This is a genomic window from Flavobacterium soyae (assembly GCF_021245985.1).
GTDB classification, from domain to species: Bacteria; Bacteroidota; Bacteroidia; order Flavobacteriales; family Flavobacteriaceae; genus Flavobacterium; species Flavobacterium soyae.
This window is the reverse complement of the sequence record NZ_JAJQXA010000002.1, coordinates 440,536-455,752: the sequence shown is the minus strand read 5'-3', so window position 1 is coordinate 455,752 and position 15,217 is coordinate 440,536. Positions and strand designations below refer to the sequence as shown.

Below are 15,217 nucleotides of genomic sequence, written 5' to 3'. Positions count from 1 at the left end.
TTTATCAAGGTCCAATTAATTAAAAAACGAAACAAATGAAAAAAGTTATAGCAGCAGTTTTGATTTTAGCTTTTGCACAAATAATTCAAGCGCAGAAGGGTTTTAAACCTCTTTTTGACGGGAAGACTACAAATGGCTGGCATACTTATGGTAAAAATTCGGCTGGGGCCGGATGGAAAGCAGAAAATGGAGTATTGCATTTTAATCCAGATACGGCTAAAGATGGGCAGGGAGGGGATTTAGTAACTAATGCTGAATTTGAAAATTTTCATTTAAAGTTAGAATGGAAAATATCTCCAAATGGCAACAGCGGTATTATTTTTTATGTTAACGAAGATCCTCAAAAATATCAAAACACATTTAGTACAGGTCTGGAAATGCAGGTTTTGGATAATGATGGTCATCCCGATGGAAAAATTACGAAACACCGTGCGGGAGATTTATACGATTTGATTCAAAGTAAATCAGAACCTGTAAAACCGGTTGGAGAATGGAATAAGGCTGAAATTATCAGCAATAAAGGAAAATTAACCTTTATTTTGAATGGAGTTGTCGTAGTTGAAACGGTACTTTGGGGCGATAATTTTAAAAAATTAATAGATGGAAGTAAATTTGCCGGATGGCCTGATTTTGGAACATTCAAAAAAGGAAAAATTGCTTTACAAGATCATGGAAACAATGTATGGTATCGTAATATTATAATAAAAGAATTATAAATAAAGATGAACGAAATGATGAAAAAGATTTTTTTATTTTTTAGTTTTATCATAATTATAAGTTGCCAAAAAGAGAGCAGTAAACCTGCAATTGTTAAGCCTCCTTTAAAAGTTGAAAAGGAATCTCAAAAAAAGACTGCATTAGAATATAATGTTGATGAAAATGATAAGGAAATTTACAATCCGACATTGGTAGATTCTTTGCCTAAATATCCGGGAGGTATAAATAAGTTTCATATTTTCTTAACGAAGAATTATGTTATGCCAGAAGAAGCAGTTAAAAACGAAGCGATAGGGCCAGTCTTTTCAACTATTGTAATTGAAAAAGATGGAACGTTATCTGATATAAAAATCCTTCGTGATTTTGGCTATGGATCAGGCGAAGAGCTACTAAGGGTTTTGCAATTATCTCCTAACTGGACGCCTGCGATAAAAGGAGGAAAACGAGTAAGATGTTTGTACAGCTTTCCCTTTTATGTTCAGTAGCTAAACTTTTTATAAACAAAATTTTCTATATCTAAAAAAACTGCTAAACGTTTCTTTTAGCAGTTTTTGTATTAATCTTTGCAGGGATATTGGTTTTGGGTTACAGCTTTTATATTTTTACAAAAAGCAAAATTGAAAAAATTAGGAGCTTATTCCGCTATAAGTCTTTATCTAGCATCTATATTCAGACAAACCAATTGATTAAAAACAAGCTCTTGGAGTAAAAATGCTTTGTATTTTTATGCGTACAGTTTTTACATTGAATACTATTTATGGAATATAAAGTTTACCAGCCTCATGAAAAATTAAAAGCGTGGATACGTTATTTCTGGAGTTATGATTCGATGGCTCTGGAAAAAAAAGTGCTGCATATACGCTCTTTTGCCGATCAGTATCCGAGGCTTATATTTCAGGATATCAATACTTTTTCTCCAATTAAGGATGCCAATGGAAATATAATGCCTTTATGCTATTTAAGCGGGCTGGATACCAAACCCTCTGATGCTTTTTGGGATACACAGTTTTCTCATTTTGGAGTTAGTTTTTATCCTCACGCTTTACACGCCTTGTTTGGTATTGACGCATCGGAAATGACCAATAGAATGGTGGATATTAATTTGCTTGATAAGACCGAAATTCCATTTTTGCTTTTGGATGCTCAGGATCATCACAACAGGGTACAGATTTTGAGCACCTATTTTTATGAAAGATTATACCACGGAAAAATAGACCAGACGATCAATGATCTTTTTCACAGCAATAAGTCATGGCTGTGGAACATGGAAAAAAAACAGCAGCAGTTAGCCGGTCATTATGGGCTTTCAGAGAGGCAGCTTCAACGGAGGTTTAAAATAAATACAGGAGTTTCTATGACTAAATTCGGCAGGCTTATCCGTTTTGAGAATGCACTCAAAGTCCTGCCCACTGCAGTTTATGGTGATCTTACAGCATTGACCTATGATCTTCAGTATGCAGACCAGTCTCATTTTAATACAGATTTCAAGGAATTTTCAGGTCTTTCTCCTTATCAGTTCATCAGGAAAGAAAGCCTGGGAACCGAAAGTTCTTCCTTTATTTACCTGAGTGAATAACCGGATGTCGTTTTTATACAATTCTGTAAACCTGCCATTATTTAGTTTTGGTGGAATTTAAAATTGTAACGATATGAAAAAAATAGTATTTGGGTTGGCAGCTCTGCTGTGCTTTGTAAGCTCATGCAGCAGTGATGATAACAATACATCTCCGGGAGCATCCCGAAAGGTAAAGTATGAATTAACAGGAACATTTTCTAAGAATATCAGAGTAGTCTACATTAATGAAAGCGGTTCTAATGTAATGGAAGACAATGTAAGTATTCCTTGGTCTAAAGAGGTGACTTTTGGGGAAGGAATCTATGCTTTGGGAGTGAGTGGTTCTTCGATTACAGGACAGGAGGGTACACCCGGACAGACGCTGACTGCAAAAATTTATGTGAATGGGGTTGAGAAAAATACACTTACCAACACTGTCTCCAGCGATGGAATTATTAGTTGTTCACTGTCTGATGCATTGCGGTAATAAGTCTGCAGGAATGTCAAGTAGATGATATTGTAAAAAAATAAAACGGGCTCAACTTTTCAAGTTGAGCCCGTTTTGTTCATATTATTAATTTATTAGTTACTAGTTACAGAATAGCTGTTACAAGTAAAGTTTGCTCCGTTTCCGTTTGTACCGTAGCATGATGAGATTTCAAATCCATATTGGATATCTCCAACAGTAACATTACCAAACCATCCTCTATCTTTTATCCAATTAAAAATTGCTTTAGCATCAATTGTACCGCCATTGGTTTTTGTAGTACGTAAAAATGAATATACATTATTAGAGCCATTGTTACCTCGGAATACGTTCCATGTATGACCGCCAATAGTTTGGTTTGTATATACCGGAACAGCGGCACCTGTTGAGGAATAATTATAAGAAATTGGTTTTACATTTCCTGAACCGTCTGAATTTCCTGTGTAGTTTAACCATAACATTATTTCATTGGCTTTATTGCTGTCCCAAAGATCATAAGCCGAAACCCAGGCACCTCCACTAGGGGTAGTTGCGTTAAAGCTGGTACTAAGTGTATTGATTGTATTCAACACTTTACCAACATATTTGGTCGAATTTGGGTATGATTTAATGCCTGCTGTATTTGGATGGTTAGCCCAAATACCCCAATTACTGTAATTATTTGCCCATATGGACTGACTTCCTGCACCCGAACCCCATATGTTATTATAAACGGTATAACCGCCATTTGACCAGCTGGCATATTGGGCAGATGATGACCATGCAGCTTTAACTTCTGAATCATTTGATTCACTTGTTTCGCAACTCATAAACATTAAGCTTAATACTACAAATAAAAATGATTTTTTCATAAAATTTTAATTTTAAGGGTTAATAATTAGTTATACTAAAGTATTAATAATTATGTATTTAGTGAATTTATTGTAGTAAAACAAGTGCATTTTTTAATTATTATCATAAAAACAGGATATAACCTGTTAAAATATAAATTCAAATTGTTAGTTATGGTAAAATTGACCATAAATAAAATAAAAAACTGAGAATAATATAATCTGAAAAAAATAAAAATAGACTTATTCTTACTATAATGAGAATAAATCTATTTTTTTTTCCTATTTGTCGAGAAGGTAAATGGCTTATTTATACCTTATTGTATAGTTATAACAGCTTCGTGAAGAAAATTAGCTTACTGTCCTAAATTTGCCACCCATATATTTCCTGATTTTCCGGCACCCATTTCTACATAAGTACTGCTCATCATTGCCTTGCAATGGTCTTCGCTATTTTTCCATCCTGTTACAACTTCGGCAGGAGTACTGTAATTCCGCGCTATAACTTCGCCTACATATTTTCCGGTATAACCAGCAGCAGCGGCTCTTTGTATAGGGCTTGTCCCTTCAGGAGATATATGCGAGAAAAAATTACGTGTATTCATTTCATGAGCATAATTAACAGCAGTTTTTGCCAATAATGAATTGCTTACCAATGCAGGTACCGGAGGCATATCATCGGTACCACATTTACATCCCGTTGCCCTAAGTTTATTAATTTCTATCAAAACAGAATCTGTTACGTCTGTATCATCAATAGTATCATCATTATCGCTGCTGCACGAGATAAATAATAAGAAGGTCAAAAGAATATAAACAGCGTGCTTTGGAAACATAATAATCGATTATTTATTAAGGCATAAAGATATGTGAGAAGAGCAGAATTTGAACTAATATTTTTTAAAAAATATATACAATAATTTGATCCAAATGCTTTTGATATTGTTTTCAAGAAAAAATGACCAAATCTCTAATACTATCCTGATTTTAGAGATTTGGTCATTTATTATGAAATAAAGCAATAACTTAATTATGCGAAATTTGGCTAATTGTATATCCTGATGCAGAAGATCCGGCTATAAAAACGGTATAAACTTTTCCGGCAGCAAAATCAGTTGCTGCCAAGGCTGCCAGATTTTCAGATTCCCCGCTGCCGCGTACTTGAATGCCTAATGAACCGGCATTAATTTCAGAATAACCACTTTGATTGTAGCGTGCAACATTTAAAGCCAGATTATTGCCTTGGGCGTCAATGAAATCAATATTGGCAGGAGCACCAGCACTTAAATGAATAAACTTTACCTTGGCTTTACCACTGGCCGGAGCAGTTATATTATCCTCATAAAGTCTCACTTCTGCATCATTTCTTGATTCTCCCGTTAAGTATACAGTATATCTTTTATCGTCATCCAGATCAAGTTCTTCAGAAGCATATAGGTCATTATCGTTTTCGTCTCTAAACTGGCTTACGAGATTGTTTCCCACCGCTACATCATGGTACGATACTGAATGTTCCAGATAATCCAGATTACCAATATAAGGAATGTTGGCCATAACAAATTTTTGAGAACCGGAGTTAGGCGCGGCATTTACAACTTTAAGGTGTGCAGAACCAAAAGGGTCTACTTCGTTGCTATCACAAGATGATAAAAATATCAGGGCTGCCGCAGCCATTACCTTTACAGGAATTAATTTAATAAAGATTGTTTTGATTTTCATAATTCTAATTTTGAGTTTTACTTTGTTTTTATCCAATTACATATATTTTACCTTAATGGTGATTTTGCTGTTCGGGTTTTTTATAGTGATCTTAAAGTCATCAAAGACTGGTTTTTTCATTTTTTCCATGAAAAAATTCGAGAAACCAAAACCTTCTTTAGGTATCCCAATCAAATTTTTATTGAGTTCCCCATTTTTATTTTCATCATCAATAAGAGTAATACCGTAAACACCGGGTTCGATATCACAATTAATCATTATAGAACCGTTATCAACTGCTTTTTTTTTCAAAGACTAATTTTTTGAAAACTTTTTCCTGTTCATAATCTTCACTGTTTTTAAATACATTTAATATAATTTGTCCTTTTTCAGAGCGGATACCAGAAATTTTAACATTGGTATTTTGTCCATAAGTATTGGTAAGAGATAAAATGACTATTAAGATTGTAAGCCAGCCTGTTTGAGGGATTTTAATTTGAATCATTATTTGAATTTTAGGATATTGCTCTGCGAAAGTAATAAGGCAGTTTTTTAAGAGTCATAAAAAATAAAGTCAAACGGACAATTTTGCGGGTGAACCGTTACATAAAGTAAAAAGACGTCTTAAATAGGCAATCAATAACAGGAAAATTATTTTAAGAAAAGGATTGTTATTGCTTAATCTGTTTTTTGTATATATAATCCATAATCTTCACACTGAAACCCATTGTTATTGCGGTTTTTTTGTTTTTATATCATTTTGAAATAATGTGGTTTTACTTTGTTTTTTTTGTTGTTAATTATTTGTTTTTCAGGTTGTTGTGTTGTTGTTCAGACGAAGTGTATTTCAATAAAATGAATACTTCAAAATGCAGAGAAATGATCTTATGCTTTTATTTTGACCTCTCATGGATAAAAATCCCGCACTCGTGCCTTTTTTTTAATTTGAACTATGGCGGCATACTAATTTTATTACAGAAATGATATAAGAAGCGTAAGTAAAGTGTGTCCCTGAAATCACTTTAATAAACGAACGTAACTAACCTGAAAAAACATAACAAAATAGAAAATTTAAACGGTTTACAACAGCAAACATATTCATATCAGGCTCAACAAGCAGCAATAGTAATTCCAGATATTATAACTCCTAATTTAGAATAGCAAAAAATGAAACCTACAAAAGAATTTACAGTTGCAGATTATCTGCTTACCCGGCTCAAACAATTAAATGTTACCGAAGTTTTTCAGATTCCGGGCGATTATGTAAAACATTTTACACAAGCTCTGGAAGATTTTGATGGAATTGAAACCATTGGAACTTCAAACGAATTGGACGCGTCTTATGCGGCAGACGCTTACGCACGTACCAGAGGTTTAGCTGCCGTATCTTTACAATACGGCGTAAGTACTTTTAGTGCACTAAATGCTATTGCAGGAGCTTATGTAGAACGCAGCCCTGTTGTTGTAATTAGTGCCACGCCCGGAGCCGATGCAAGGCAAATTGGGAGTATGTACAATGTTCTTTACCATCACTCTACAGGTAATCTTAACGCAGATCAGGAAGTTTATGAAAGAGTAACTGTTGCTGCCGAGACCCTGAGTACTTCTGCAGGTGCACCTGAAAAAATCGATAAATTACTTATCGCAGCACTTACACACCAGCGACCTGTGTACATAGCATGCTATAAAGAGGTGTGGGGCGAACCTTGCCCTAAACCTTCTAATAAAAAACTGGAGGCCGAAATAATAAAGAGTGAAGCAGCAGCACTTGAAAATGCTGTTTCTCAGGCCTGGACCCAAATTAGTCAGGCCAAAACACCTATAATTTTTGCAGGTGTAGAGCTTTTACGACATAAGTTAACTAAGCAATTAGAAGAACTTATTAAAGCAAGCGGAATGTTGTACACTACAACTTCACTTGGAAAAACGGTGCTGGATGAGAAAGGCGATAAATTTATAGGTACCTATTCTGATCAGGCCTCAATACCAGAAGTTATAAAAGTGGTCGAAGCTTCAGACTGTATTTTATCTTTAGGAACTATTATTACCGATGATTATTTATGGCTGGTAGAAAATAAATTTTCGGATATGATTCAGATTACTACTCAGGAAACAAGGGTTGGTTATTTTACCTATTCGAATGTAACTTTAAAAGATTTCATCGAAGCCTTAACAGAACGTTTTAAAAAAGCTTCGGGATATCCTTTAAAAACAGTAGCTCCTGCTCAGCCAAAATTCCCGGAACCATGGCGATCCAACTCAGATCCTAAATATGATAAAACTCCGGAAGTAATAACATTTAACCGTTTTTTTGAGCATGCAGCATTATTTCTGCAAAAGCAAAAAATGATGGACGATATTGTAATGACTTTTGGTGTAAGTTCATCAATGTACGTAGCTACCAATATTTACGGATTATCTCAAAACGCATATATTTCTTCGGCTGCCTGGCAGTGTATTGGTTTTGAAACTGGTGCAGCTTCTGGAGCTCAGCTTGGGAGTGGTAAACAAGTCTGGACTGTAGCCGGTGACGGCGGTTTTATGATGATTGCACAATCACTTTCGACCCTTGTAAAATACAACATCAATTCCGTAATTTTTGTAATGAGCAATGGAGTATACGCAATTGAGCAAGTATATGTAGACATGGACTCGTTTAAGGCAGGCCCATCTCATAAATTTGACGAATTTGATATTCTTCCAAAATGGGATTATCAGGCACTTGCCAAAGCATTTGGAGCAAACAGCTACCGCGCTGAAACAGTTACTGAGTTAGACGAAGTACTGCTAAAACTTAAGAAAAAAACAAATCTGCCAACCTTGGTAGAAATTGTGATTCCTCAAAAAGATCTGGCACAACAAATGGCAAGACTGGGAAATGAATAAAAATGATTATCTATAAAACGACTAAAAAATCTAAAAGCATACTATCATGAGCAAAAAAACATACTCTATTTTTGGAGCAGGTGCTGCAGGACTTTATACTGCGTGGAGATTACTTGATGGAAAATCTAAAAACGAAAAAAACCAAAAAATGCTCGTTAAGGGCGATGTATTAGAACTCTACGACTGGGGAAAATACGATTTTTCTAAAAAAAATCCGGGAACAAGAGAACCGGGCGCACGTGTTTGTACATGGCATTATAAAGACAACAAAGACAATTCGTACCTGGAATTGGGCGGTATGAGATATTTATATTGGGATGGCACTCCTCAGGGACCGGGACATCGTTTAGTGACTAAAACGATAGAAGAACTTGATTTAAAGAAAGATTCAATTCCGTTTAATGAGTCAGCAGATCCTTTAATGTCTTTGCGTTCTAAAAACATGTATATCTCAGATATCAATTCTAACCAGCCAGCGCCGTATTTCGCAAACAATTATGCTCAGGATGCCCCGCCAGATGATGGTTTTACAACTATACAATCTGTAGCGATCACGCAAACATCCGGGCCAACAACCCGAAGAGAGTGGTGCAGATTTTATGAAGAAGGAAGAATCAATATTGACATGCCTGATAGTTCGATCTTTCAAAAAGGAGACTTGTTAAAAGAAATTGGATATTGGAACCTGGGCTATGATATGCTTGGACAAGAAGGATTTAGTTATTTATCTGATGGTAATGGTTATAGTTCAAACGTTGTAAACAGCAATAGCGCCCAGTCATTTAATGTCAATGATGAGTTTCTTCCGGGAACAGAATATAAAACTTTAATAAAAGGATATTCCAGCTTATTTGACAGCTTATTTGAAGAAGTTGAAAAATTAGCAAAAGAAAAAGGAATCACTCTAAATTATTATCCAAATGTTAGGCTGCGTTCTATTTTGCACACCAAATCAGGAGTGAATTTTACAACTGCAACACGCAAAGATCCAGATGCACTTGCAGAAAGAAAAAAATGTGATGCAGCATTTCTTGCTATGCCAAGAGCAGCCATTGAATTAGTAGCACAGGCAACCAGATACAGTGATGAGGAAGGAATGGATGTATTAAATCATGAAAAAGTACAGTTGTATTTAGAGTCTGTATTAATGGAGCCTTCATACAAAATAGGTATGTTTTTCGATACACCCTGGTGGAGAACAACCGAAGCCGGAAGCCCAACTTATCCTGCTAAACTAACAAGTTATTTCTTAACACAAGAAGGAATTGAGAAATTAAGAAAAGAGGGTTTTCCTTCTAACTATCTTAAAAAAATAGAATCGGCAAAAAATCCAGTTATAATTAGTAATTCGTTTAACGATAGGGCAAGTTTTATTGCTGCTGTAGAAAACGCAGTCGAGGAACGTTTGACTTTTAAACAAGAAAAACAAATTTCGATCGTAGCCGAATTAGATACTATTGGGCCAAGTATAACAGATATGCCTATCCGACAAGTAGTTTATTTTGGTGATAATGCCAGAGACGGAAAAGGAAAAAAAGTATACGGTATTTTGGCCAGTTATGATGATATTCTATACGCAACATTCTGGAAAGCATTAGAACTTGGGCCAGATGCAACACGTAAAATTCCTGAATCAAGAGATTTACAGCCGCTCGAAGGGCCAAGAGAAGCTACTCCCGTAATGGTAAAAATGCTTCGCTCACAATTAGCGTCATTGCATTTTGGGCCACAGGCTGATTATTCGTATGTGCCTGAACCTTTGGAAACGAGATACATGGATTGGTCACTTCCCCCTTTCAATGCAGGGTATCATGCCTATAAATCGCATTATAATTTGGGTGATGTACAAAGAAAAATTAGAAAACCTTCACAGCTTGTACCAAAAACAGATTGCGAAATTTTTATCGTTGGAGAAACATATTCAAACGATCAGGCCTGGGTAGAAGGTGCATTTTGTACTGCCGAATCTGTTTTGAATGATTTCTTCGGTATCGAACCTATTATTGACGAAAAATACTATCCATTTATCAGTCCGGAATAATTTACTTTAATCAAATACAACAAATTATTTTTCCTCATTTTAGATGTAAATTGAAAACTGCTGGAATAATTAAAATAAGGAAGCAGTAAGGAGGGGAAAAAAAAGAGGCTGTCTCAAAAGTTGCACTGCCCCCAAAAAGTTAGACGCTATTTGGGGGCATTTTTATGGAAAGAAAAGTCAAGCACAGTTATGAATTCAAACTTGAATGTGTAGAATTAGTAGTTGTTAAACATTATTCATTTGCATTAGTATCTAACGAGAAAGGAACCAGCAAATCTAATATACGCAAATGGGTCAGTTTTTACAGGGAATATGGAAGGGCAGGTTTATTATTACGAAAAAATCGGGTTTATCCGATTGATTTTAAATTAAAGGTTTTAAAGTCAATTTATAGGGATTCGTTATCTTTAAGAGAAGCTCGTTTACGATTTAACATTCCTTCGGATTCAATTATCATTAAATGGAAAAAAGATTTTGCTAATTTTGGTTTAGAAGGATTAAAACTAAAACCAAAAGGGAGGCCAAAATCTATGAGTGATTCTAAAGATAAAAAAGTAAATCCAAAAAACCTTTAACCAGGGAAGAAGAACTTCTGTTAGAGAATGAAGCATTACGCTGTGAAATTGATTTTCTAAAAAAGTTACAAGCCTTAATTCAAGCCGAAGAAAAAGCCAAAAATCGCAAGTCATAATGGAATTAAGGCATCGCTATGATTTAAAATTACTTTTAAATTGTAGTAATGTGGCGCGCAGCAGTTTTTATTATTATCAAAAACAGAGTAAAACAGCTGATAAATACAAAAAAGTAAAAGAACTTATAAAATCAATTTATTATAAGCATAAGGGACGTTACGGATACAGGAGGATCACTAGTGAGTTAAACCTTCAAGGGATAATCATCAATCATAAAACAGTTTTAAGACTAATGAAATCGTTGGGATTAAAAAGTCTTATCAGAGTTAAAAAATATAAATCCTATAAAGGAGAACAAGGCAGGATTGCCCCAAATATTCTGAGCAGAAACTTTAAAGCATCAGTACCTAATCAAAAATGGGCAACCGATATAACTGAATTTAACGTCTCAGGAAAAAAATTATATTTATCACCAATAATTGATTTGTTTAATGGAGAAATAATTAGCTATGAACTGGCTGAAAGACCCGTATTTAACCAAGTAGCTGTGATGCTTGAAAAAGCATTTAAGAAAATACCCAATAATACTAATTTAACGCTGCACTCTGATCAAGGATGGCAGTATCAAATGAAACAGTACCAATACTTATTAAAAGAAAAAGGAATTAAACAAAGTATGTCCAGAAAAGGAAATTGTCTTGACAATGCCATTATTGAAAACTTCTTTGGAACATTAAAATCAGAGCTGTTTTATCTTAAAAAATACAGTTCCATTGGTCAATTAAAACAGGAGATTATTGAGTATATTAATTATTATAATAATGACAGAATAAAACTTAATCTAAAAGCAATGAGCCCGATACAATATCGAGCTCATTATTGTAAAACTTAATTATAAATTTGTCTAAACTTTTGGGTGCAGTCTAAAAGTCGAGACAACCTCTTTTTTATTCGGATACCTATCGGAGAAATTTTCCATTTACGCGATTCTCAACAGCTTGATTTTACTTTTGAGACAGCCTCTTTTTTTAATTTGAAAAATACATAACCTGTCATTTAGTACCATTATTGTATCTTTTTATGCATGACAGTCAATGACAGCAATTTTTTATGCTTATTATTAATCCACAATTTAAAAGAGCAGTCTATTAATTTAATATTCTTAATTTGAGTTAAAAATTATGTATGTGCTAAAATTATTTGTTGTTTATTGAGAAAATAAACACATTTTAGTTAATAAGAATGGTTTAGTGCAAAAAACGGATAATATAGTATTAGCATGTGGTAATATAAGCATTTTTGATAGCTCACATTTAACATAATTTTACAAGTGTTAATAATACACTAACCAATATTGTAAAATTATGAAACCAGCCAACCATGCTTTAAAAGGTATTGCAGCATCTTGTTACAGAGACAAAATGCTGTTTACAATTTTATTTTTGTTTGTTGTTTTTAACTCTTTTTCTCAGCAGAGAATCAGCGGAAAAATCACTGACACCAATAATCTTCCTCTTCCTGGAGTATCAGTTTTAGAGAAAAATACAACTAATGCTGCAGCAAGTGATTTCGACGGAAACTTTGAAATAGTTACTAAAGGAAATAATGCCATTTTAGTTTTTTCTTATTTAGGACTTAAAACAAAAGAAATAAAACTAGACGGCAAAAAGGTTCTGAATGTTGTTTTAGAATCAGATGTAAATGAATTATCTGAAGTTGTTTTAATTGGATACGGAACTCAAAAAAGAGGTGAAGTAACCAGTGCGGTAGCAACTGTAAAAGCTAAAGACTTTACTCAGGGTGCTGTTCGCGACGCTTCTGAATTAATAAAAGGAAAAGTTGCCGGTTTAAGCATCTCAAACGGATCAGGAGATCCTTCTGCAAGTCCTTCTGTTTCTTTACGTGGAATATCATCTTTACAGGGAGGAACTTCTCCGCTTGTTTTGATCAATGGAATTCCGGGGAGTTTAAACAGTGTAGCTCCTGAAGAAATTGCCTCAATTGATGTGCTTAAGGATGCATCAGCGGCAGCTATTTACGGAACCAGAGGAGCAAATGGAGTTATCCTGATTACTACCAAAACAGTTGATAAGGATATAGAAACAACGCTGACTTTTAATCAATACACCGCCTTATCTAATTTTAGCCGAAAAGCCGATTTTATAAATGCCGCAGAAATGAGGCAATTATTAGCCGACGGTGTTAAAATGCCTTTTAAAGATGAGGGATATACAACAGACTGGTTAGACCAGATTTCAAGAACAGGTGTTACCCTAAATAATAACCTGGGATTAAAAGGCGGAAATGCAAAGTCTAATTATGTAGCCAATATAAATTACATTACACAGGAAGGAACTTTTAAAAAATCGTACAATGATGAGTTCAGGGTATCATTTGACGGAAACCATTCTATGTTTGATAATTTATTGAAGATCAACTTAAACTTATTAAGCGGAAGACAAAAAATGGGTGCACTGGGTGATGGAAGATCTTTTAACAGTAACATTTACAGACAGGCGCTAATCAGAAATCCTACAGACAGACCTCAGAATGATGATGGAACCTGGACACAGACTGACAGATTTCAATATTCAAATCCGGTAGCTATGATTGAAGAAGCTGATGGAATAATCGAAAATGACTGGACCCGATTAAGCTCTACAATCACACTGAATCTTTTACCGGGATGGGAAAACAAGCTTTTACTGGCAACACAAAGAAATACTAGTTTTACTGGTTATTCTGAAAGTAAAAAGCATTATTCAAATACCAATCAGGGACGAAACGGATTTGCTTCAAGGGGATCAAGTGAGAGCCAGACTGATAACTTAGAGTTTACTTCCAGATATGCTAAAACATTAGGGAACCATAATTTTAGTGTTTTAGGAGGATATAGTTATCAGTACAATTCTAATGAAGGATTCTGGGCAAATAACTTTGATTTCCCGACAGATGCTTATTCATATTATAATTTAGGAGCAGGTAAAGCACTAAAAGACGGACTTGCCGGAATGGGCAGTTATAAAAACGACAATACGTTAGTAGGTTTTTTTGGAAGAGCAAGTTACGGTTATGATAATAAATACCATTTACTTGCCAGTGTGAGAAGAGAAGGCTCGTCTAAATTTGGAACAAACTACAAATGGGGAACTTTTCCTTCTGTATCTGCCGGATGGACAATCAGTAACGAATCATTTTTAAAAAATCTTAGTTTTATTAATAATTTGAAATTTCGTGCAGGATACGGAGAAACAGGTATAATTCCGAGTGACTCTTATTTATCGCAGACATTATATAAATATGAAGGATATTTTTATAATAACGGAGAATGGGTTCAGGGATTAGAGCCCGCAAGTAATCCAAATCCTGATTTGCGCTGGGAAAAAACACAGGAGCTGAACCTTGGGGTCGATTTTTCATTCTTTAACAGCAGACTAAGCGGAAGTGTTGATGTTTATAACAAAAAAACAAAAGATATGTTATGGAATTACAGTGTTCCAACACCTCCATATTTATATCCAAGTATCACCGCAAATGTTGGGAAAATGGAAAACAAAGGAATTGAGGTACTGTTGAACATAGTGCCGGTAAGAACCAAAGATTTTGAATGGACATCGACAATGACCTTTTCTCACAACAAAAATAAGCTGACAAGTTTATCAAATGATTTATATGAGATAGAAGGAAACTTTATTAATGTTGGAGATGCGGGAGATCCAATTTCGTTTTCAACGCATCGATTAGAAGTCGGGCAGTCAATAGGAAATTTCTGGGGATTAAAATCAGTTGATATTACAGATGACGGGAAATGGATTATTGAAACGAAAGACGGTACAAGAAAAACACTAACGCCTGATTTATACAATGACGAAAACAAACAATACTTAGGAAACGGTATTCCGGCTTATTATACAGGATGGACCAATACGTTCAGATACAAGAATTTTGATTTAGGAGTAATCCTAAATGGAGCATACGATTTTCAAATCTTAAACTTCCAGCGTATGTTTTATGAAAATCCAACTATTAACTATAATATGCTGACTTCTGCGCATGATAAAGTGTATGGAAAAACGCAGCTTAATTATTCTCAGACCTATGTGAGTTATTATATAGAAGATGGCGATTACGTTAAACTTGACAATGTTACTTTAGGCTATACTTTCGACCTTAAAAGCTTAAAATTTATCAGCTCGGCAAGAATATATGCGTCAGGATCAAATCTGGCTACAATTACAGGCTATAAAGGAATTGATCCTGAGATCATAAGAAATTCTGACGAAATCTTATCATCAGGAAACGACGGACGTGACAAATATCCGTCAAGCCGCACCTTTACACTAGGAATTAATATAACCTTTTAATAAGCAG

At 34.7% G+C, this 15,217-nt stretch carries 12 protein-coding genes and 1 pseudogene; 8 read left to right on the top strand and 5 right to left on the bottom strand.

What is annotated here, in order from left to right; genetic code table 11:
* Nucleotides 1-35: 35 nt before the first annotated feature.
* The 4 genes from LUU93_RS04225 (at nt 36) to LUU93_RS04210 (ending at nt 2,759) form a co-directional block, all read left to right on the top strand.
* Nucleotides 36-716, top strand: coding sequence for a 3-keto-disaccharide hydrolase (locus LUU93_RS04225; protein ID WP_232678640.1), 681 nt, complete (start codon nt 36-38; stop codon nt 714-716).
* 15 nt (nt 717-731) lie between these two features.
* Complete coding sequence (locus LUU93_RS04220; protein WP_232678637.1) at nt 732-1,202, top strand: energy transducer TonB; 471 nt, start codon at nt 732-734, stop codon at nt 1,200-1,202.
* Between the two features lie 272 nt (nt 1,203-1,474).
* Nucleotides 1,475-2,293 carry a helix-turn-helix domain-containing protein gene (locus LUU93_RS04215; protein WP_232678635.1) on the top strand — a complete coding sequence of 273 codons (819 nt, stop codon included), beginning with the start codon at nt 1,475-1,477 and terminating at the stop codon, nt 2,291-2,293.
* Between the two features lie 94 nt (nt 2,294-2,387).
* Nucleotides 2,388-2,759: an MmpS family transport accessory protein gene (locus LUU93_RS04210; RefSeq protein WP_232678633.1), complete on the top strand. Its 372-nt coding sequence runs from the start codon at nt 2,388-2,390 to the stop codon at nt 2,757-2,759.
* A 95-nt stretch (nt 2,760-2,854) separates the two neighbouring features.
* Here LUU93_RS04210 and LUU93_RS04205 read toward each other — a convergent pair whose 3' ends face one another.
* The 5 genes from LUU93_RS04205 to LUU93_RS04185 form a co-directional block, all read right to left on the bottom strand.
* Entirely contained in the window at nt 2,855-3,610 is a 756-nt protein-coding gene (locus tag LUU93_RS04205; protein ID WP_232678631.1) for a GH12 family glycosyl hydrolase domain-containing protein, read from the bottom strand.
* Between the two features lie 335 nt (nt 3,611-3,945).
* On the bottom strand, nt 3,946-4,425 hold the full coding sequence (locus LUU93_RS04200; RefSeq protein WP_232678629.1) for a CAP domain-containing protein: 480 nt from the start codon (nt 4,423-4,425) through the stop codon (nt 3,946-3,948).
* Nucleotides 4,426-4,615: 190 nt separating this feature from the next.
* The gene (locus tag LUU93_RS04195) at nt 4,616-5,308 is read right to left on the bottom strand and encodes a DUF4397 domain-containing protein (RefSeq protein ID WP_232678627.1); all 693 of its coding nucleotides are present in this window, start codon (nt 5,306-5,308) and stop codon (nt 4,616-4,618) included.
* A gap of 36 nt (nt 5,309-5,344) precedes the next feature.
* Nucleotides 5,345-5,599, bottom strand: coding sequence for a DUF2141 domain-containing protein (locus tag LUU93_RS04190; RefSeq protein WP_232678625.1), 255 nt, complete (start codon nt 5,597-5,599; stop codon nt 5,345-5,347).
* On the bottom strand, nt 5,580-5,792 hold the full coding sequence (locus tag LUU93_RS04185; RefSeq protein ID WP_232678623.1) for a hypothetical protein: 213 nt from the start codon (nt 5,790-5,792) through the stop codon (nt 5,580-5,582). Before LUU93_RS04185 ends, LUU93_RS04190 begins: the two co-directional genes overlap by 20 nt.
* 662 nt (nt 5,793-6,454) lie before the next feature.
* Between LUU93_RS04185 and LUU93_RS04180 the strand changes: the two genes are divergently transcribed.
* The 4 genes and pseudogenes from LUU93_RS04180 (at nt 6,455) to LUU93_RS04160 (ending at nt 15,210) form a co-directional block, all read left to right on the top strand.
* Complete coding sequence (locus tag LUU93_RS04180) at nt 6,455-8,173, top strand: alpha-keto acid decarboxylase family protein (RefSeq protein WP_232678621.1); 1,719 nt, start codon at nt 6,455-6,457, stop codon at nt 8,171-8,173.
* Nucleotides 8,174-8,219: 46 nt separating this feature from the next.
* Nucleotides 8,220-10,214 carry a flavin monoamine oxidase family protein gene (locus LUU93_RS04175; protein WP_232678619.1) on the top strand — a complete coding sequence of 665 codons (1,995 nt, stop codon included), beginning with the start codon at nt 8,220-8,222 and terminating at the stop codon, nt 10,212-10,214.
* 164 nt (nt 10,215-10,378) lie between these two features.
* Nucleotides 10,379-11,738 (top strand): annotated as a pseudogene (locus tag LUU93_RS21870) (IS3 family transposase).
* Nucleotides 11,739-12,210: 472 nt separating this feature from the next.
* The gene (locus tag LUU93_RS04160; RefSeq protein WP_232678614.1) at nt 12,211-15,210 is read left to right on the top strand and encodes a SusC/RagA family TonB-linked outer membrane protein; all 3,000 of its coding nucleotides are present in this window, start codon (nt 12,211-12,213) and stop codon (nt 15,208-15,210) included.
* Nucleotides 15,211-15,217 lie beyond the last annotated feature (7 nt).

Coding starts and splice junctions, on each gene's coding strand:
- LUU93_RS04225 (WP_232678640.1), top strand. CDS start 36: ATGAAAAAAGTTATAGCAGCAGTTTTGATTTTAGCTTTTGCACAAATA.
- LUU93_RS04220 (WP_232678637.1), top strand. CDS start 732: ATGATGAAAAAGATTTTTTTATTTTTTAGTTTTATCATAATTATAAGT.
- LUU93_RS04215 (WP_232678635.1), top strand. CDS start 1,475: ATGGAATATAAAGTTTACCAGCCTCATGAAAAATTAAAAGCGTGGATA.
- LUU93_RS04205 (WP_232678631.1), bottom strand. CDS start 3,610: ATGAAAAAATCATTTTTATTTGTAGTATTAAGCTTAATGTTTATGAGT.
- LUU93_RS04200 (WP_232678629.1), bottom strand. CDS start 4,425: ATGTTTCCAAAGCACGCTGTTTATATTCTTTTGACCTTCTTATTATTT.
- LUU93_RS04195 (WP_232678627.1), bottom strand. CDS start 5,308: ATGAAAATCAAAACAATCTTTATTAAATTAATTCCTGTAAAGGTAATG.
- LUU93_RS04185 (WP_232678623.1), bottom strand. CDS start 5,792: ATGATTCAAATTAAAATCCCTCAAACAGGCTGGCTTACAATCTTAATA.
- LUU93_RS04180 (WP_232678621.1), top strand. CDS start 6,455: ATGAAACCTACAAAAGAATTTACAGTTGCAGATTATCTGCTTACCCGG.
- LUU93_RS04175 (WP_232678619.1), top strand. CDS start 8,220: ATGAGCAAAAAAACATACTCTATTTTTGGAGCAGGTGCTGCAGGACTT.
- LUU93_RS04160 (WP_232678614.1), top strand. CDS start 12,211: ATGAAACCAGCCAACCATGCTTTAAAAGGTATTGCAGCATCTTGTTAC.